At 36.5% G+C, this 19,807-nt stretch carries 20 protein-coding genes and 1 other annotated feature; of the genes, 9 read left to right on the top strand and 11 right to left on the bottom strand.

What is annotated here, in order from left to right; translation table 11 throughout:
- Positions 1–64: 64 nt before the first annotated feature.
- Positions 65–679, bottom strand: a complete 615-nt coding sequence (locus AC1DIT_RS01415) for a DedA family protein (protein WP_016112437.1) — start codon at positions 677–679, stop codon at positions 65–67.
- A 539-nt stretch (positions 680–1,218) separates the two neighbouring features.
- On the opposite strand from AC1DIT_RS01415, the gene AC1DIT_RS01410 reads away from it, so the two are divergent.
- Positions 1,219–2,121 carry an EamA family transporter gene (locus AC1DIT_RS01410; RefSeq protein WP_016131083.1) on the top strand — a complete coding sequence of 301 codons (903 nt, stop codon included), beginning with the start codon at positions 1,219–1,221 and terminating at the stop codon, positions 2,119–2,121.
- Positions 2,122–2,152: 31 nt separating this feature from the next.
- Here AC1DIT_RS01410 and metG read toward each other — a convergent pair whose 3' ends face one another.
- On the bottom strand, positions 2,153–3,781 hold the full coding sequence (gene metG / locus AC1DIT_RS01405) for a methionine--tRNA ligase (protein ID WP_016132388.1): 1,629 nt from the start codon (positions 3,779–3,781) through the stop codon (positions 2,153–2,155).
- Between the two features lie 51 nt (positions 3,782–3,832).
- Positions 3,833–4,106 (bottom strand) — a binding site (T-box leader).
- 116 nt (positions 4,107–4,222) lie between these two features.
- Between metG and AC1DIT_RS01400 the strand changes: the two genes are divergently transcribed.
- Positions 4,223–5,044: a class I SAM-dependent methyltransferase gene (locus AC1DIT_RS01400; RefSeq protein ID WP_016131085.1), complete on the top strand. Its 822-nt coding sequence runs from the start codon at positions 4,223–4,225 to the stop codon at positions 5,042–5,044.
- A gap of 231 nt (positions 5,045–5,275) precedes the next feature.
- Here AC1DIT_RS01400 and AC1DIT_RS01395 read toward each other — a convergent pair whose 3' ends face one another.
- Positions 5,276–6,370, bottom strand: coding sequence for a TIGR04053 family radical SAM/SPASM domain-containing protein (locus AC1DIT_RS01395; RefSeq protein ID WP_016132389.1), 1,095 nt, complete (start codon positions 6,368–6,370; stop codon positions 5,276–5,278).
- Between the two features lie 139 nt (positions 6,371–6,509).
- On the opposite strand from AC1DIT_RS01395, the gene AC1DIT_RS01390 reads away from it, so the two are divergent.
- Positions 6,510–6,824 (top strand): metal-sulfur cluster assembly factor, encoded by a 315-nt coding sequence (locus AC1DIT_RS01390; RefSeq protein ID WP_476998020.1) that lies wholly within the window; start codon positions 6,510–6,512, stop codon positions 6,822–6,824.
- 44 nt (positions 6,825–6,868) lie between these two features.
- Here AC1DIT_RS01390 and AC1DIT_RS01385 read toward each other — a convergent pair whose 3' ends face one another.
- From AC1DIT_RS01385 to AC1DIT_RS01370, 4 genes are all read right to left on the bottom strand, one after another.
- On the bottom strand, positions 6,869–8,518 hold the full coding sequence (locus AC1DIT_RS01385) for a M4 family metallopeptidase (RefSeq protein ID WP_016112442.1): 1,650 nt from the start codon (positions 8,516–8,518) through the stop codon (positions 6,869–6,871).
- Positions 8,519–8,672: 154 nt separating this feature from the next.
- Complete coding sequence (locus tag AC1DIT_RS01380) at positions 8,673–9,371, bottom strand: pirin family protein (protein ID WP_476998019.1); 699 nt, start codon at positions 9,369–9,371, stop codon at positions 8,673–8,675.
- Between the two features lie 49 nt (positions 9,372–9,420).
- Positions 9,421–9,831, bottom strand: a complete 411-nt coding sequence (locus AC1DIT_RS01375; protein WP_476998018.1) for a MarR family winged helix-turn-helix transcriptional regulator — start codon at positions 9,829–9,831, stop codon at positions 9,421–9,423.
- A gap of 113 nt (positions 9,832–9,944) precedes the next feature.
- Positions 9,945–10,379, bottom strand: coding sequence for a DUF3920 family protein (locus tag AC1DIT_RS01370; protein ID WP_016131088.1), 435 nt, complete (start codon positions 10,377–10,379; stop codon positions 9,945–9,947).
- A 212-nt stretch (positions 10,380–10,591) separates the two neighbouring features.
- Here AC1DIT_RS01370 and AC1DIT_RS01365 point away from each other — a divergent pair, with 212 nt between their 5' ends.
- Together AC1DIT_RS01365 and AC1DIT_RS01360 are read left to right on the top strand one after the other, a co-directional pair.
- The gene (locus tag AC1DIT_RS01365) at positions 10,592–11,032 is read left to right on the top strand and encodes a Dps family protein (RefSeq protein ID WP_016112446.1); all 441 of its coding nucleotides are present in this window, start codon (positions 10,592–10,594) and stop codon (positions 11,030–11,032) included.
- Positions 11,033–11,238: 206 nt separating this feature from the next.
- Positions 11,239–11,436, top strand: coding sequence for a hypothetical protein (locus AC1DIT_RS01360; RefSeq protein ID WP_033670863.1), 198 nt, complete (start codon positions 11,239–11,241; stop codon positions 11,434–11,436).
- A 27-nt stretch (positions 11,437–11,463) separates the two neighbouring features.
- On the opposite strand, the gene AC1DIT_RS01355 is transcribed toward AC1DIT_RS01360, so the two are convergent.
- Positions 11,464–12,042: an LOG family protein gene (locus tag AC1DIT_RS01355; RefSeq protein WP_033670864.1), complete on the bottom strand. Its 579-nt coding sequence runs from the start codon at positions 12,040–12,042 to the stop codon at positions 11,464–11,466.
- A gap of 73 nt (positions 12,043–12,115) precedes the next feature.
- On the opposite strand from AC1DIT_RS01355, the gene AC1DIT_RS01350 reads away from it, so the two are divergent.
- The 3 genes from AC1DIT_RS01350 to AC1DIT_RS01340 all read left to right on the top strand — a co-directional run bounded on the left by AC1DIT_RS01350 (position 12,116) and on the right by AC1DIT_RS01340 (position 14,343).
- Positions 12,116–12,436, top strand: a complete 321-nt coding sequence (locus AC1DIT_RS01350) for a MazG nucleotide pyrophosphohydrolase domain-containing protein (RefSeq protein WP_016112448.1) — start codon at positions 12,116–12,118, stop codon at positions 12,434–12,436.
- Positions 12,437–12,491: 55 nt separating this feature from the next.
- The gene (locus AC1DIT_RS01345; RefSeq protein ID WP_476998017.1) at positions 12,492–12,998 is read left to right on the top strand and encodes a ferritin; all 507 of its coding nucleotides are present in this window, start codon (positions 12,492–12,494) and stop codon (positions 12,996–12,998) included.
- A 172-nt stretch (positions 12,999–13,170) separates the two neighbouring features.
- Positions 13,171–14,343, top strand: a complete 1,173-nt coding sequence (locus AC1DIT_RS01340; RefSeq protein WP_476998016.1) for a DUF418 domain-containing protein — start codon at positions 13,171–13,173, stop codon at positions 14,341–14,343.
- A gap of 44 nt (positions 14,344–14,387) precedes the next feature.
- On the opposite strand, the gene AC1DIT_RS01335 is transcribed toward AC1DIT_RS01340, so the two are convergent.
- From AC1DIT_RS01335 to AC1DIT_RS01325, 3 genes are all read right to left on the bottom strand, one after another.
- Complete coding sequence (locus tag AC1DIT_RS01335; protein WP_016112451.1) at positions 14,388–15,569, bottom strand: NupC/NupG family nucleoside CNT transporter; 1,182 nt, start codon at positions 15,567–15,569, stop codon at positions 14,388–14,390.
- A gap of 345 nt (positions 15,570–15,914) precedes the next feature.
- Positions 15,915–17,096, bottom strand: a complete 1,182-nt coding sequence (locus tag AC1DIT_RS01330) for a NupC/NupG family nucleoside CNT transporter (protein ID WP_016112452.1) — start codon at positions 17,094–17,096, stop codon at positions 15,915–15,917.
- Positions 17,097–17,395: 299 nt separating this feature from the next.
- Complete coding sequence (locus AC1DIT_RS01325; protein WP_003201744.1) at positions 17,396–18,832, bottom strand: alanine/glycine:cation symporter family protein; 1,437 nt, start codon at positions 18,830–18,832, stop codon at positions 17,396–17,398.
- Between the two features lie 324 nt (positions 18,833–19,156).
- On the opposite strand from AC1DIT_RS01325, the gene AC1DIT_RS01320 reads away from it, so the two are divergent.
- On the top strand, positions 19,157–19,795 hold the full coding sequence (locus tag AC1DIT_RS01320; protein WP_016131092.1) for an NAD(P)-dependent oxidoreductase: 639 nt from the start codon (positions 19,157–19,159) through the stop codon (positions 19,793–19,795).
- The last annotated feature ends 12 nt before the right edge of the window (positions 19,796–19,807 follow it).

The raw sequence follows: 19,807 nt of genomic DNA, 5'->3' as shown, positions 1-19,807 counted from the left end.
ATAAAAAAGAGCAGTGCCTATTAGCACTGCTCTTTCCAAATTTCGACATAGAATGGATTCCATATTAATTTGCACCTTGTACAAAAACACGTTTTAATTGTTTGCGGAAACGAACTCCTAACGTAATTGCTACAATAACAATCACTCCAAAGATAATTTTCCCAATGTGTTGTCCAAGTACTCCAAATATATCATGTAAGTTTCCACCTAACCAATAGCCACCGATTAAGAAGAAAGATACCCAGAATAGAGCACCAGAGTAAATCGTTATAGCAAAGCGACGGAATGGTAAATTAATAATGCCTGCAAAGTATCCAGTAAAATGGCGTACACCTGGAATAAAGAATCCGATAAAAATAAGGAAGTATCCATATTTATCAAACCACATTCTCGTTAAATCAATTTTTCTTTGCGTTAAAAACACATACTTCCCATACTTCTGTACAAACGGCATACCAAGTTTATTACCTAAAAAGTACTGAATTGTCATCCCAACACTCGTTCCAATACATGATAAGATAATTAAAAGGGGTAATTGTAAATCCCCTTGATGCGCCAAAAAACCCGCGTATGCTAGTGTTGGCTCTCCCGGAAACGGAAGCGCAATATACTCTAACAGCAATCCTACAAGTACTACATAGTAACCGTATTGCTGAAATAATTCATGAATCCATTCCATGTCGATCTCTCCTTTTCTCTCTTATCTACAGCATCCATCACGTTCAAACTGTTACTATTATTGTATAAAAAAATTGTCGAAATAACTATCACAATAGCTTACATTTAGATTACATTTTTGTAAGGGAAATACTAAAATACCCCATATTCATGCAAATTCTCCTAATATCTATTATATATTTTCAAATTTTTTCATTTCTCCTTTATTATATACAAAAAAATTGCACTTTTCTCTCATTTTCGCATAGTTAACTTTTAGAAATTCACTTATCCTTATTTTAGAAGATACGCGCAACTCTTCTCACATGTGATTTCTAAAAAAACACACAAAAACTTGCGAGAAGAATTACATCTACTTTATATTGAAAATGTAAAAGAGATTGCTATAAACTAGAGTCATAGTCATTATCAAATGTTTTATACCCAAACTCACACACGATTGTGAGTGGCGGAATTTTGTAGAGTTTTCACTCTGTTTCGTTCGCCCGCTGTCCTTAATTGGACAGCGGGCGTTTTTTATTTGTCGAAGGAGGATTTTTTATGGAGAAATTTAAGTTTTCATTATTAGTTTTATTTGGCGCCTGCAGCTACGGCGTACTTTCTACAATTTTCAAACTTGGCTTTATGAACGGGTTTTCTGCACATGAGTTACTAGGTGGACAATATGTATTTGGTTGGGTGGGACTTTTATTGCTCGTTCTTTTCTTCTCGCGTCATAAAGTCTCGAAAAAACAAGCATTGACCTTATTAGCTGTCGGAACAACAATGAGCATGACCGGGATTTTCTACGCGATTTCTGTAGAAGAATTACCTGCTTCCATCGCTGTTGTTCTACTCTTTCAATTTACCTGGATTGGAGTAGTCATTGACGCAGTCGCTAACAAGACATTACCAAGCCGCGAAAAAGTAATATCTATTATTATTTTATTTGCCGGAACATTATTTGCAGGCGGTGTGTTTGAAGGGCTTGGTCAAAACTTCTCCACAAAGGGTATTATCTTTGGACTGTTAGCCGCTATCTCTTTTTCCTTTTATGTCTTTGCAAGTGGCCGCGTTGCTACAAATGTATCACCCTATACAAAAAGCTTCCTTATGACAACAAGTGCTACACTTATTGTGTGTTTATTCTTTCCACCAACCTTTTTAATGGATGGTGCCTTGCAAGCTGGATTATGGAAGTACGCTTTCTTCCTTGGATTCTTCGGTGTTGTTATACCGGTAATTTGCTTCTCCATCGGTGTACCAAAAGTCGGCATAGGATTGGGAACCATTTTAGGTGCTGCAGAACTACCAACAGCAATCATTGCTTCTATCACTCTTGTTCATGAAGTCGTATCACCGATGCAATGGCTCGGCATTGTTTGCATATTGCTTGGTATTTTCACACCACAAATTTTGACTGCACGGAAAGAGAAGAAAAAGAGCATAGAACATAGCGCCTAAAAAAAGAGCACATCATGTGCTCTTTTTACTTTCATGCTCCATATAACCTTTCTACCTCTTTTTCAATTTGTTTTATATCAATTCTTTCAAATAAAGGCTGTACATGACTTATCCGCTCTGGCAATATATTTTCACATTTCCAGCCCGTATTCGTAATCGCTAGCATATTCCGCACCCTTTCACTTGAAAACGGTAAAAACGGCTCCAGTAACTGCGCAAAATTCACAATAAAATATACACAGGTGTAAATCGTCTCTTCGCAAGCAACAGGCTCTTCCTCCCTTTGCTTCCAGGGCGCCTGCTCATCAAAATATTTGTTCGTAAATCGTACCGTTTCAAAAATCATTTCCAACGCTACTTTAAAATGAGCCTGCTCAATCGCATTTCCTACACTGCGATATAATTCCTCTATTCTTTCTTTTAGCTCTGGATTTATATGCCCCTTTGGTACCGCACCGTCATAATATTTCTCAATAAACTTTAATGTACGATTTACAAAATTCCCATATGCGCCTAGCAACTCACTGTTATGGCTATAGATAAATTCGCGCCAAGAAAAATCGGTATCGCGATTTTCTGGTGCATTAATCGTTAAGAAATAACGAATCGAATCTGGATCATACCGCTCTAATATATCTGGTACCCATACTGCCCAGTTTTTGCTTGTCGATAACTTTCGTTTCTCAACAGTTAAATATTCATTGGAAACGATATGCCGCGGAATTGCCTTTTCTCCTATCCCAAGTAATACAGCTGGCCAAATAATAGAATGGAACGGGATATTATCCTTCCCATGAACATAGTATGTCTTCGCGCTGCTACTCCAGAACTCCCCATCATCTTCGCCCATTTCTTCAGCCCATCGTTTACTCGCTGAATAATAACCAGCAACAGCTTCAATCCACACGTAAATTTTCTTATCCTCATATCCCTTAACTGGAATTGGCACTCCAATTGGTAAATCACGTGATACAGCCCGGTCCTGTAATCCTTCTTCTAAGTAACGCTCTGTTAATTGGATTGCATTATCACGCCATGCTCCTTCTCGTTTTGCAACCGCTATCGCATCATTAATCTGCTGCTGAAATTTATGCAATGCAAAATAGAAATGCTCTGTTTCCTTAACTGCTGGCGTATTTCCACACAGCTTACATTTCTTTTCTAATAAATCGAGTGGATCTAAAATAGCTGAGCATGCATCACATTGATCACCGCGTGCTGGTTCATGGCAATGTGGACAGACACCCTCCACATAGCGATCCGGTAAAAATTGTGTACACGTTTCGCAATATGCTTGCTCAACTGTCTTTTTATAAATAAATCCTTCTTCTAACAAACGTAAGAAAATCTTCTGTACCGTTTCATGATGATGCTGTGCATCTGTACGTGTATAACAATCATACGTAAAACCAAGCTCCTTAAAACATCGCTCAAATTCCTCATGATAATAGTCTGCAATTTCTTTTGCAGTAACCCCTTCTTGTTTGGCCCGAATAGCAATCGGAGTTCCATTACAATCGCTTCCTGATACGTAAAGAACATTTTCACCTTTCGTTCTATAATAGCGAGCTAAAATATCCCCAGGTAATAAACCCGCAACATGCCCAAGATGTAAAGAGCCATTCGCATACGGCCAAGCTCCACCAATAAAAGTACTCATCATCTATTCCTCCTTTTAAATATAAAAAGCCCCACCCCTATCTTCTAAAAAGATAAGGGCGGGGCTGTATAAACAGTCGCGGTACCACCTTATTTCGTCAGCTATTCACACAACTGACCTCGTCAAGTACGGAGCAATATTACGCTCTTATACTGTGATTTTGATAACGAGAACCAACTCTCGTCGCCGCCTACTATTATCATCTGATAAGTTCAGGACGCAGCTCAAAGGCCATTGTTCAAATGAACATTCTTGCTTCTTCTCAGCTCCCGAAGCTCTCTGGAAAGAATGGTTTCATTCTACTTTTCCTTTTCAATGCTTTTCATATATAACACGTATTTTACGACTAAAATACAGAAAAATCAAACTTTTTATAAAAGAAAACAGGAAATAAATAATTCCTTCCGAATATATACATGTTTAAAGAAAGGAGCGATCTCATTGAATCAAAAACAATTAAGCACAATTAATAAGCAAAGTTGGAACGCTGCTGCCTATGAGGCGTGGACCAATCGGCATGGTACCCCCAAGGAATATGCAAAGAAATTATTACAAGATCCAGCCCATGAAGTATCCTATTACTTACCTTACATAGAGAATATACAGGAAAAACGCATCATAAATTTACTTGGTTCGAAAGGAAATAAAGCTGTGGCATTCGCATTATTAGGTGCTGACGTAACAGTTGTAGATATTTCTGAAAGCAATGCCAAATATGCAAATGAGCTAGCGAATGCTGCAGAGGTGTCTATTGAATACATCGTTTCAGATGTACTAGAAATAACACCTTCTCAATCATTTGATGTTGTTTTGTTAGAACTCGGTGTACTTCATTACTTTTTAGATCTCAAACCGCTTTTTAAATTAATCTCAGAGCTTCTAAAAGACGGTGGTACTTTTATACTTCGTGACTATCATCCCCTTTATACAAAGTTATTAGCGACAGATGATCAAAAATTCAAGGCAAACGGGGATTATTTCTCTGAAGAAGTAATTGAAGATAACGTTGCTTATGGCATTCTACTGGATAAAACGCAGCAAGACCTACTACAAAAAACGATGATTCGTCGCTGGACGTTAGGAGAAATTATTACAGAAATTGCGGGGGCAAACTTACACATTGAAAAGCTGATTGAAGAACATGGCCCACACCAACGCTGGGTCTTTCCTTCTTCTGCTCCAAAAGAAATTGAAGARCGTATMCCAGGWCTWTACACRTTAATTGCGACAACAGCATGCAAAAAAGGATCCCTTCACGGATAGGATCCTTTTGCATGCTTAACGCATATAAGTTGAGGTTGGAGATTACCATAATTCTGTAGAATAGGACACAAGGTATTTCAACATTTTGTCTCTGACTTACGCAGTCAAAAGGGGTATGACCAACATAACGAAGAGCAATGTTTTAGTTGATATTGATAATCGTTATCAACTAATTAGAAGTATACATGATGTATCCTAAAAAGACAATAGGAATCTCACATTTTTTATTAGCTAGCTTCTTAAAACTTTCGGTACATATACACAATATGGTTCGCTCTCTAAATAATCACCGGTTATCGCATATGCCCTAGAACGAGAACCACCACATATATAGCGGTATTCACACTTCCCGCATTTTCCTTTATAGCCATCTGGATTACGTAACGCTTGAAAAATTGGTGAGTGACGGTAAATGTCTCGTAAACGTGTTTCTCTCACATTCCCAGCTCCAATAGGTAATAATCCACTTAGATATACATCACCAATATGCGAAATGAAAACAAAACCGTTACCGTCATTGACTCCCTTCGGTGCTCGTCCTAAACCATCAATTTTTCCGGTTAAAACATTTTGGAGTGCATCTTCATAACACATTCTTTGCTTACTTGTTCCTCCCTTATTTTTTTGCTGCATAACAACTCTTCGGTAATGCTGAGCCGCTGTTGTTTTTACATCAAACGATGCGGTTTTACCTATTTCATATAACTTTCGAAATACAAGTTCATGTTCCACTGGCGAAATCATATCATCTATATTTCCTCTTCCAGTTGGAACAAGAAAAAATACGCTCCATAGCACACCACCCAATTGTTCAACAAGCGCTGCCATCTCCTCTACTTCATGAATATTATACTTAGAAATGGTTGTATTAATTTGAACAGGAATCTGTAACTCATTTAAGTATTGAATCGCATCCATCGTAAGCTGAAAAGACCCCGCCACGCCGCGAAAACGATCATGTGTCTCAGCTGTAGCACCATCCACACTAAAAGCCCAGCGTGCAAGTCCAACCTCTTTTGCTTTTTGAATCGCCTCTTTGGTCACATTTGGAGTCGCACTAGGCGTCATCGAAACTCGTAATCCTTTTCGCACTGCATAATCTGCTAGCTCATAAATATCCGCTCTCATAAGCGGATCCCCACCAGAAAAAACTAGCATTGGCTTATCCATTTCATATATTTCATCAATTAATCTCTTCCCTTCAAGAAAAGTCAATTCTCTTGGGTCTCTCCTATACTGCGCTTCAGCTCGGCAATGCAAACATTTTAATTCACAAGCTCGTGTAACTTCCCATATCACAATAAAAGGATTTTCATCATAATTCATTTTCAATCTCGCTCCTCCCTACATACTTATAATCAGTATAGGGAAGATTCAAAAAAAACACTGTGAGCTATTTCACTGCATCTTTATCTTATTTCCTTTATAATGAGAATGGATATCATTAATATTAGGGGTGTTGTGCATGTCGCAAGAATTCGAAGAGAAATTATATGCCAATTTAGAGGCTGTTATCGATCCTGAATTAGGCGTTGATATTATCAATCTTGGATTAGTATATGACGTAACAGCAGATGAAAATAATAATGCTGTTATTACAATGACAATGACTTCTATCGGTTGTCCAATGGCTGGACAGATCGTATCCGATGTCAAAAAAGTATTATCAACAAATGTACYTGAAGTAAATGAAATCGAGGTCAATGTCGTTTGGAATCCACCTTGGTCCAAAGAGCGTATGTCACGTATGGCAAAAATCGCGCTAGGCATTCGTGATTAACTGACAAAGAAAGACCTGACAACCAAGTCAGGTCTTTTTTCATCTTATTTCACACCAACTGCGTCATAAGCTTTCGTTACAGCTTGTACTTCTTTAGAGTTTTGACCATATAAGTCTGTCGCAGCTTGAAGTGCCGCTTGGCGCATCATTTTAAAGTTAGAGTTTGCAGTTAAATATTTTGAAAGCGCACGGTAGTAAATTTTTTCTGTTGCTTCACGGCCTACGCCAGTTACTTTCACACCATAATGCGTGCCACCTTCAGACACTAAATATGCTGCTTTGTTATTGATACTACTGTTAATATGCACGCCGCCATTATCAGCTGTTCCTTTATAACGTTTGTCGTAATGATCTGGATAACCTTCAGTTGGTTTTAATGGGTTTTTAATAGAAGCAGGGTTACTTAAGGAGCGTAGCGCATCTCCTGGTTTACCCGGTGTATAAATATCTTCCCCAAGCTCCCAATCATCACGGTCTACCATCGCACCGAAAATATCCGATAGCGATTCGTTCAATGCACCAGACTCATCTTTATATACAAGATTTGCTGTATGCTCTGTTACAGCATGCGTTAATTCATGTCCAATAACATCTAGACCTGCAGATAATGGAATGAATGTTGTTCCATCCCCATCTCCATACATCATTTGTACACCGTTCCAAGCTGCGTTATTCCAACCTTCACCTACGTGAACAGTAGAAATCAGCCTCGCACCTTTATTATCGAAAGAATTACGGTTAAATGTCTTTTTATAATAATCATATACTTTTCCTGCATTTACGTGTGCATCGACAGCAGCTTTGTCCTCGAAGAATTTCGACTTACTTTCTACCTCTTCACCTGTATATCCAAGCCATTGTGAGAAGAGATTAAACCAGTTCTCATCCATATTTTGTGCATCAAACGTGTGAACACCATTTCCACGTTTTCCATCAAACAAGTTAAATGCTCCTGTTTTTTCATCTTGAGCAATTTCAAATGATTGCTTGTTTCCTAGAACGCCATAGCCAAAACCAGTAATATGATCGATTGCATTATATTTCTCAATGATATTTCCATTTGTTGCATCAACAAAGTAATGCCAGTATCCTGGTGCTGGTTTTGAAATAGACGCTTTAACAAGGTATGCAAGATAGTATTGTCCATCTTTTTCATACACATATAAATCTTTTTTCACACCATCATATTTATCTACTTTGCCAATTTCTTTCTCRATATCAGCCTTTGCAACTTCTACCGCCTTCTCATCAGTAATGCTAGCTGCAGCTGGAATATTTTTATCTTCTAAATTCGGGATAACTTGCCCGAAGAACGCCTTTACGTTATTGTCTTTATCAATCGTAACTGTTTGATCTGATCCATATACAGGAACATTATTATGTTTCTCAACTAACTTCACATGTGTTGTACCCGATTCAGCGTCCTTTTCTTCCCCTACAATATTAAAATGTTTGTCAATATTTCCTGCTAATTTAAACATATCCTTCTTACTCTCTAAATACTGAAATACTGTTTCTTTTTTATCTAATCCTTGCGGTGCTTTCCATTCCTCACCTATGTAAGCCGGTGTTTTAAATTCTTGGTGATACTGAATTTGTTGCTCTGCCGCTTGTGTTTTTGTTGCTCCGAATGCCCCAAAACCTCCAACGATAACGGATAAAGCTAATGCTGATGAAACGACTTGCTTTTTCAATCTAACACTCCCCATTCCCCAAAAATTTTTGACACTCTTAATACATTTCGAGAAAAGGAAAATATCTCCTACCAAAAAATATTGAGAAACTTTTCTCTTACAATTTCATCCAAAAAGGGAGCGCCTTGTTAGACACTCCCTTTTCCTTCATTCCTTATTGCTTTTTCATCTCAATCGCTAAATAATGTGAGTGCTCTTTTGCTTGAATACGAATATCTTCTTCAACTACTTCTGCTGCATCGCGCATTACAAGTGTCTCACCATTTACAACACCGCTTCCTTCAATTTGCACAAGATAAACTTGACGATCTTCGATAACAGGGAAAGTGATTTCTTTTCCTGCTTCTAAAGATAGTGAATATAAATTTGCGTCTTGATGAATTTCAATTGGTGCACCACCATCAATTGGAGATACCATATGGAACCAATTGTTTTCACGTTTATTCCAATCAAACTTGAACTCACCGTAGTTTGGTGTGTGCCCTGCGCGGTCTGGTAAAATCCAAATTTGTAATAGGCGTAATGTCTCATTCCCTAAATTATGTTCACTATGAAAAACACCTGTACCAGCGCTCATATATTGTACATGTCCACGCTCAATTGTACCGCGGTTCCCCATGCTATCTTGGTGTGTTAATGCACCATCTACAACATAAGAAATAATCTCCATATCACGGTGCGGATGCATATCAAATCCTGTTTGCGCTGCTACTAAATCATCATTAATAACGCGAAGCGCCCCAAATMTCATATTATCTGGATTATAATAATCTGCGAATGAAAAATGAAAATGTGTATTTAACCAACCGTGATTTGCTCTTCCCATATTTTTATGATCAACTTTTTTAAACATATCCTTCACCTCATATTATCTCGAATTCGAGATATTTATTTAAAATTTTTTATTGTAACTTTCGAAGTAATTCTAGTAGTTGTTTTTGTTCATTACGATTTAACTTATCAAATTGTTCTGCTTGAAACGTCTCTTGCGGTGGAACAACCTCTTCATACAAAACTCTGCCCTTTTCAGTTAGCGAAAGGTATTTCGTARTACCTTCCTGTTCTCGCTTAATCCAATCAAGCTGCTCCATTTTATTTAAAAGCTGCGTGATGTTCCCTTTTGTAACAAATAGCTTTCGCCCGAGTTCTTGCTGTGTTAATCGATCGTGCCCACCAATTTGGGCTAGAACATCAAACTGGGCAGCAGATAAACTCCATTCTTTCAAATGTTGATTTGTCTCACGAATGCTTCTGTTATAAAAGCGTGATAAACGAAACCATAACAATAATCCTAATCTTTCTTCTGTTTTCATTCCATCACCTCGCTTACTTGATGTCTTTAGTTTAGAACTAAACTTTAAAAATGTCAATTACTTTATTATAGTAAGCAATAAACAAAAGCATAGTAAGTTTCTCCCACTATGCCTTAGTTTAAGTTTCTTCTTATATATTCATTCATTTTACGTTCTGCAAATGCTCGGGCATCCTTTTCAATCCACCGTGCTTCATACGCTTCTTTTCCAATGTATAATACATTTTTCTCATGTTGCATTGAATGCCTGAATTCATGTAGTAAAGTTTTGAGCACTTGTTCATACTGTCCCCACATGCAAACAAAAATCAATTGTCTTTCTTTATGATAAAAACCGCTTAAAGGAAATAAAAACTCTTCTTCCTCTTCTCCTAAGTTTACAAGCACATTATTTGTATCACACGTATCGCAAAAAATAACTGGAATTTCGCGTTTCTCAATAAGTGAAAATACATCGTCTTTCACTTGCTGAATATCCCAAGGAAATTCTGAATCCAGCACGTACCAATTCCCAGCTTGCTGATATACGTTTTGAAACTGGAGTTCCATTGCCCTCCGTTCTCCTTTCTATATTCCCTTTTTCTATATGTATGCCACCATATAGGAAAAATAAACACATATTGCAATACAACATTACATCTAGTTCAAAAAATGTTCAAAATTAATGTTTGTGAAAAGCTTGATTTATACCAATTACTAGATTATAATAATTATAAATTAGTAACAGATATAATATAATAACTCAAAAGGAGATTGATCATATGAACACACAAGTAATCGAAGTATTAAACAAACAGGTAGCAGACTGGAACGTATTATTTACAAAACTACACAACTTCCATTGGTATGTAAAAGGACCTCATTTCTTTACACTACATGAGAAATTCGAACAATTTTACACAGAAGCAGCTGGACACATCGATGAAATTGCAGAACGCATTTTAGCAATTGGTGGCAAACCAGTAGCAACAATGAAAGAATACTTAGAACGATCTTCTATTCAAGAAGCAGCTTACGGAGAGACTGCAGAAGGGATGGTCGAAGCAATTATGAAAGACTACCAAATGATGCTAGGCGAACTGAAAAAAGGTATGGAAATCGCGCAGGATGCTGACGACGAAACGACATCTGACTTACTACTTGGCATCTACACAGAACTAGAAAAACACGCTTGGATGCTACGTGCGTTCTTGAATCAATAATAATATTAAAAGCGGAAGCGGCTGGAGCTAGACACTCAATAAAACCCTCTCAATTTAACTTGAGGGGGTTTTATTATTATATCTATATATTTTAAGTAGTTTTATGTTAAAATATAGAAAAGTCTGATATTTTTATTTAAGTAACTCTTTTATTCATGGTATATAGAACATTCTAGTATTACCATCAAATGACGGGAGTGGTTCAGTTGAAAGACTATTTGATTCGAGCATTTTCCGCCTTATTAACTGCTGGAATTGCTTTAGGTATAGCAAATATTTTCAATCTGACCGTGGACACCAGAAGCTATCCTTTCTTCATCTGCATTGCAATCGTTGGTGGTTGGAGCGGCTGGTATTTATATAAAAAAGCTTTGAAAAACAAATCTAGAGGCATTCCGAAATGAACGGAATGCCTCTTTTTATTCATCTTATTATGATAACTGCTTCCACTTATTCCCCATAACAGGTCTCTTATAGTTTTTCATGTGGAGCAATAATTCTTCTGCATTATCCGCCGAAACAATTAACTCTTTATTCGATGGATTCATAAACCCTTCTTCTGCTGCGCGATCGATCATTTGCAAAATTGGACTATAAAAATCTTTACTATTTAATAATCCAACTGGCTTGTCATGAATCCCAATTTGTGACCAACATACAACCTCAAATAACTCTTCAAATGTTCCGTAGCCACCTGGTAACGCAATAAATGCATCCGCAAGCTCTCCCATTTTTGCTTTGCGCTCATGCATTGTTTCTACTTCAATTAGTTCTGTTAATCCTTTATGAACAATCTCTCCGCGAAATAAACCGCGAGGCATAACACCAGTGACACGTCCGCCTAAGCGCAACACTTCATTGGCTATTTCCCCCATTAAACCAACACATGAACCGCCGTATACTAGTTCACAATTATTTTGGACAAGCACTTCTCCAAGCTTAATTGCTTGCTCTTTAAATTCAGGTCTTTCTCCTAAATTAGAACCTGCAAACACACAAATCTTTCTCATACCTACACCCCGAAACTATATATTGTTATGATACAATGAATATTGTACAACATATTGAAGGGATGAGAAAGAATTGAATATTGCCGAATTTCAGAGATGGGTTGAGGAATTTTACGAAAAACGAAGCTGGTCACAATATAACTCTTTTATTCGCTTGAATTTCTTAACAGAAGAAGTAGGAGAAGTTTCACGAGTTGTACGCGCCATTGAAATTGGACGCGATCGCCCAGATGAACAAGTAAAACAAGTGGAAGAATTGAAAATTGAATTAAAAGAAGAACTTGGAGATGTACTTGCAAACCTCATTATCCTTTCTCAAAAATATGATTTAGACTTACAAGATATTATGGAGGCACATGTCGAGAAGCTTTCTAATCGTTTCGAAAATAAATGAGAATATTTATCAATTATGATATAATGGTTCCGACAACATACAAAGGAGAGAATTTATGTTATCTACTAAATTACACGATGCGCTTAACGACCAAATGAATTTTGAATTTTACTCTGCCCATGTTTACATGGCAATGGCTGCTTACTGCACAGCAGAAAGCTATGATGGATTTGCAAACTTTTTCCTTGTACAAGCAGAAGAAGAGCGTTTCCACGCAATGAAACTTTACAATTACATTAACGACCGCGGAGAGCGCGCCATTATTACTGGATTCGAAAACCCTAACAATGAATATGAATCTGTTTTAAGCGCATTTGAGATCGCACTTGAGCATGAGCGTGAAGTAACAAAGCGTATTTACAACTTATCCGATATCGCTTGGGATGAGCGTGAGCACGCGACAATTACATTCTTAAAATGGTTCGTTGACGAACAGGTTGAAGAAGAAGCTTCTTTCGACAGCATCATCMAAAAACTAAAACGTATTACAAGCGACTCTAACGCTCTATTTATGTTAGATGCGGAATTGGAAAAACGTACGTTTACTCCTCCTGCTGAGTAATATCCTTATCACCTTAATGAATTCGTTAAGGTGATTTTTTTCTCCTTTAAATCACTTTTCACCTTAACATCGGATTAAAATCAGCTTAAATCTTCGCTCATTCTATATAGGACTACTATTATAAATGGTATTATTTTCAATATAGAGTACAAACGGGAAGGAGAACATCTCTATGAAACAACGTGTAGAAGCAATCGATGCCGTTCGCGGTTTTGCTTTATTCGGTATTTTACTTGTTAACATGACATTAATTCAATTTGGAATGTTTAGCGGTGAACAGCCTACTTATGTATTCGAAAACATTGATGCGGGGGCAAATTGGCTTATTCAGTTTTTTGGCACCCACAATTTCATTTCCCTATTTTCTTTTCTATTTGGGATTAGTATTATTTTGCTACAAAAGAGCATTATAGCAAAAGAAAAGCGTTTCTTTCCCACTTATATAAGACGTATCATCATTTTGTTAATTATTGGATATATTCATGGAGCTTTTATTTGGGACGGAGATATTTTATTCGGTTATGGAATTATAGGAATCTTATTAATGATGTTTATCAATCGAAAGCCCAAAACATTGATCATTTGGGCATCCATCATACTAGTACTAACTATGCTGATGTCTTATCCCTTTGAACCAAGCACCAATATGTCCGATGACTTTGCGCCTTATATCGCAAAAGAACAACAGGTTCATGAAACTGGTAGTTATATAGAACATGTAAGCTTCCGCCTTAATGAAGATCCTTTTAAATATATTGGGATTACTGGTTTTTTCGGAACATTTTTCATATCGCTTTTTGCACTGATTTTCATGACTCCACTGTTCTTATTAGGGATGTATGTCGGTAAAAAAKGGTGGCTTTTCGAAATTGATAAACATGTCTCCCCTCTCAAAAAGCTATGGCTCATGAGTGGTATTTTCTCTTTCGCTGTAAAAATCTTAGAGTTATTAACAAAACAACCTCTTCTCATTATGTTAAAAGACAGTGTTACACCGATAAGTATGGCCCTTTTTTACGGAAGCTCTATCATTTTATTATTTCATTACAAAAAAGCATCACGCTTATTAGAATATATGGCTAACATAGGAAAAATGTCAGTTAGTAACTATTTAGCGCAATCCATCATTGCTACCACCATTTTTTATGCGTATGGACTTGGTTTATATGGGAAAATCGGCTACTTCTTTGGCATTGTCTTAACAATTGTAATTTACGTCATCCAATTATATGCTAGCACCTGTTGGTTAAAAAGGTATCGCATAGGGCCAGTTGAATACGTATGGCGTCTTGGCACATATTTAAAAAGGCCTGCTTTTAAACGTAAGTTAAACAAAGTAAGTTAAATAAAAAAAGCAATGAGMTCACGCGCCCATTGCTTTCCTTATTTTTATAGCATAACCCCAACGATAACCGCTGATAATATACTTACTAACGTTGCACCATACACAAGCTTTAATCCGAAAGAGGATACAACGTTTGCTTGTTTTCCATCGATACTCTTCGTTGCACCTGCGATAATCCCGATAGATGAGAAGTTTGCAAATGATACAAGGAAGATTGATAAAATACCTACTGTACGAGCTGATAAGTCACCAGCTACTTTTCCTAAATCAAGCATCGCAACAAATTCGTTTGTTACTAACTTTGTTGCCATAATTTGTCCTGCTTGTAGCATCTCTGATGTTGGAATACCCATAATAAATGCTAATGGCGAGAAGATATAACCTAAAATACCTTGGAACGTAATACCAAAAATAGAATCGAACAAACCGTTAATTGCTGCCATCAATGCAATGAATCCGATTAACATTGCTGCTACTGTAACTGCAATAGAGAATCCAAGCATAATGTATTCGCCTAACATTTCGAAGAACGTTTGCTTCTTATCTTCTTCTAATTCTAAGATATCTTCTTCTTCACTAATATCATAAGGATTAATAATATGAACGATAATGAATCCACTGAATAAGTTTAATACAAGTGCTGTTACTACATATTTTGGATCGATCATTTTCATATAAGAACCRACRATTGACATCGAWACYGTTGACATTGAWGATGCACAAAGTGTRTATAAACGATTTTTYGGTAATTTRCTTAATTGATCTTTTACTGTRATAAATACTTCACCTTGACCAACGATTGCCGCTGCCACTGCATTATATGATTCAAGTTTTCCTAGACCATTTATTTTACTTAATACGAAACCGACTGCTTTAATAATAATTGGTAAAATTTTAATGTGTTGCAAAATCCCAATTAATACTGCTAAGAAAATAATTGGTAATAATACTGTTAAGAAGAAAGGTGCTTGTCCATCATTCGCTAGTCCACCAAATACGAAGTTAACCCCTACTTCTGCGTATTTTAGAATAGCACCAAAACCATCTGAAATCCCTTTTACTAACACATACCCAATCTTTGTATTTAATAAGAAGTATGCCAATGCTAATTGAAGAACAAGCATGATTGCAATTGGTTTATATTTAATTTTCTTCCGATCTGAACTTACAAGGAAACCTAGTACAAATACAGCAAGTAAACCGACTAGAAACATAACTAGTTTCATATGTGAATCCTCCACTTTCCATGAGTTATYGGTCGTCCAACGAATGACGTCTGACCATTGATTTTTTAAAAAATAGAACCCCTAAATACTATTTACTTTACAATGTATCCTAAAACCGGTAAGCGTTTACATAAATTATAATTTACAATTAGTGGGCTCTTCTTCCCTACTTGATTTAAAGTATGAAACTGATACCACCCACAAACAAATTGTAAGCGTTATCTAGATAAAATGCAACATAATTTTTTCAATAAATGATATGTTAATTTTCCCCTTACAAATCTCACTAGAATTTATATCTACGAAATAAAAAAGCAGTGAGCCCTCGCTCACTGCTTTTGATTTTTATAACATAACCCCAACAATAATTGCTGATAAAATACTTACTAACGTTGCACCATATACAAGTCTTAATCCGAATGAGGAAACAACGTTCGATTGATTTTCATCAATCCCTTTCGTTGCACCTGCGATAATTCCAATAGATGAGAAGTTCGCAAATGATACAAGGAATACAGATAGAATACCAACTGTACGAGCTGATAATTCTCCTCCTACTTTTCCAAGATCAAGCATCGCAACAAATTCGTTTGATACTAATTTCGTCGCCATAATTTGTCCCGCCGTTACCATCTCTGCTTGCGGGATACCCATTACAAATGCTAGTGGTGAGAAAATGTATCCTAAGATAGCCTGGAAGGTAATACCGAATACAGAATCAAATAAGCTGTTAATTGCTGTAATTAACGCTACGAAACCAAGTAACATCGCTGCTACTGTTACTGCAATTGTAAAACCAAGCATAATATATTCGCCCAGCATTTCGAAGAACGATTGCTTTTGTTTATTTTCTAACTTAAGTGTATCTTCTTCTTCAGTAACGTCATATGGATTAATAATATGAATAATGATAAAACCACTAAATAAATTTAATACAAGTGCTGTTACTACATATTTTGGATCAATCATTTTCATATATGATCCAACAATCGACATAGATACTGTCGACATAGAAGAAGCACAAAGTGTATATAAACGATGCTTCGGTATTTTGCTTAATTGATCTTTTACCGTAATAAATACTTCAGCCTGCCCGACGATTGCTGCCGCTACTGCATTATATGATTCTAACTTTCCTAAACCATTTACTTTACTTAACAGGGTACCAATTGAACGAATAAATATCGGTAAAATTTTAAAGTGTTGCAGGATCCCAATTAATACGGCAAAGAACACGATTGGTAATAATGCTGTTAAGAAGAAGGAAATTTCCCCTTTATTAACAAGACCACCAAATACGAAAACGATTCCAGATTCCGCATATGTAAGTAATGCTCCAAATCCATCAGAAATTCCTTTTACTAAAATATAACCAATCTGTGTATTTAATAGGAAGTACGATAATGCTAACTGAATAACAAGCATAACCACAATTGGTTTATACTTAATCTTCTTTCGATCCGCACTTATAAGAAACCCGAGTATAAATACAACGAGTAATCCTACAAGAAACATAACAAATTTCATATATAAAATCCTCCATTTAAACCTTATTCAACGCTCTAGAAAATTATTTAACGTTGAACGTCTGACCATATAAAAAATAAATAATCCGAACTTTCACCTAACATATAAAAATATATATGCTATACCTCAAAACCCGTCTTACCTCTTACCTGGAAAGACCTTATACATTCTAACATAAATTCCAACTCACATCTTTATATTTCTAAAAAAATATAATAAACATAAAAACTCTATTAATGTTCGGTTTTTCCTGCAAACCCAAAAAAAGGCATCAGATTCTCTCTGATGCCCTTTCCTTATTATACAGCTTTTTCTTCTTTTTCTTTTGTTACCATAGAATCTTCCCAGCATTCTGTGTTTTCCAAACCTGGAATAGAGCTTGCATGGAAGACTGGATCTTTCCCTTGTTTCTTTTGCTTTACATAGTCTGTCAACGCAGCATATGCAAATCGGCCAAGAAGTGTAATCGCAATTAAGTTTGTGATTACCATTAGACCCATAAATAAGTCTGCCATATTCCATACGACTTGAAGCGTCGCAACAGAACCGAATAACACCATTCCAACTACTGCAGCACGGTAAATCATTAACCATGTTTTACTTTTCTTAATGAATTCGATATTTGTTTCACCATAATAATAGTTTCCTAGAAGTGAACTGAACGCAAATAGGAAAATAATAATCGCTAAGAAGCTACTTGCCCATGGACCAATTTGTGAGCTTAGCGCCTTTTGTGTTAATTCAATTCCTTCTAAATTCGTTGCCTTATATGCTCCAGAGCATAGTACGATAAACGCTGTTGATGTACATACTAAAAATGTATCTACTAAAACTCCAATTGTTTGAATAAATCCTTGTTTAGCTGGATGCGTTACATCTGCTGTCGCAGCCGCATTCGGCGCACTACCCATACCTGCTTCGTTCGCAAATAATCCACGCTGAATACCATACTTCATCGCAGCCCCGATACCGCCACCTACAGCTGAATCTAAACCGAATGCACCTTTAAAGATTTCTGTGAAAACATCTGGTAGTAAATAGAAGTTTTTAATAACAACGAAAACAGCTACTGCWATATAAATAATTGCCATTGGYGGAACAATCATTTCTGACATACGTGCAATACTTTTAACGCCGCCAAAAATAATAACTGCGACTAATGCAGCTAATGCGATTCCTACAACATAACGCTCTAAACCGAATGCATTTTTAAATGCTAGCGTAACTGTATTTGCCTGTACTGAGTTGAAAATTAAACCGTAACTAATTGTAATCAGAATAGAAAACCAAATTCCCATCCAACGTTTATTTAAACCTTTTTCCATATAATAAGCAGGACCACCACGGAAACCGCTGCCATCTTTTACTTTATAAATCTGTGCAAGTGTACTTTCTACAAAGCTTGAGGATGCCCCGATAATTGCAATTACCCACATCCAAAAGACTGCGCCGGGTCCTCCCATAGAAATAGCTAGTGCCACACCAGCCAAGTTCCCGATCCCAATGCGGGCTGCTGAACTCATACAGAAAGCTTGGAAAGAAGATACGCTGCCCTTTTTACGTGTCTTTCCAGTTAATCCATCACTCATTAATCGTACCATTTCGCCTAGATGGGTAATTTGTACGAATTTCAATTTAATAGAAAAATAAAGCCCTAAGCCTATTAACATTGCGATAAGAATATATGACCAAAGAATCGTATTCGTTGATGAAACGAACTGTTCTAAAATATTCATACGATTAGTCCCTCCCTTTTCTTCTCATAAATTGAATTATATTTAAAAAATATTCAAAAATCAACATTTTTCGACAGATTATCACTTCCAAATGTTAGGTTTTATAACACAATCGTGTTACTTGTTAAGAAATATGACTTCTTATTTTTAGAAACGCACATACTACTTGAAGAAATATTTCTCATAAACAAAGCGATTGACAAAAACTAACTCTGTAACTATACTAGTTACAACTAGTGGTATCAAACTTGCTTAACTACTTCGATTCATTTTTGCACATACATTTTAGGCATTTATTCTATTAAACATTTGGAGGTATATATTATGAAAATCGGAATTATCGGAGCAAACGGAAAAGCTGGAAGTCGTATTATGAAAGAAGCACTTGATCGCGGTCATGAAGTTACTGCAATCGTAAGAAACGCTGCAAAAATCACAGAGAATAATGTAAAAGTTTTAGAAAAAGATGTTTTCGATCTTACTGCTAATGACATACAAGCATTTGACATAATCGTGAATGCGTTTGGCGCTCCTGCTGGAAGTGAACATCTTCACGTAGATGCAGGGAACGTATTAATTGAGGCAATGAAAGGTGCACCTAATACGAAGTTACTTGTTGTCGGAGGCGCTGGAAGTTTATTTGTAGATGATGCAAAAACAACACGTGTATTTGATACACCAGGTTTCCCTAAAGAATATCTTGCAACTGCTCAAAACCAAGGGAAAAACCTAGAGATCTTACAACAAACAAACGATATCACTTGGACATTCATTAGCCCTTCTGCTCTATTTGCATTAGGAAAACGTACTGACTCTTACAAAGCAGGTAAAGATCACCTTCTTGTTAACGAAAAAGGCGACAGCTATGTAAGTTACGAAGACTTCGCTGTAGCTGCACTTGATGAAATCGAAAATCCAAAACACGCGAACGAACGCTTCACAGTTGTATCAGAAGCTGAATAATAATAGAAAAAA

It is taken from the genome of Bacillus sp. 05T22, assembly GCF_056396765.1.
Note: the sequence above shows the minus strand (reverse complement) of the source record. Positions and strands in the feature narration are given on the sequence as shown.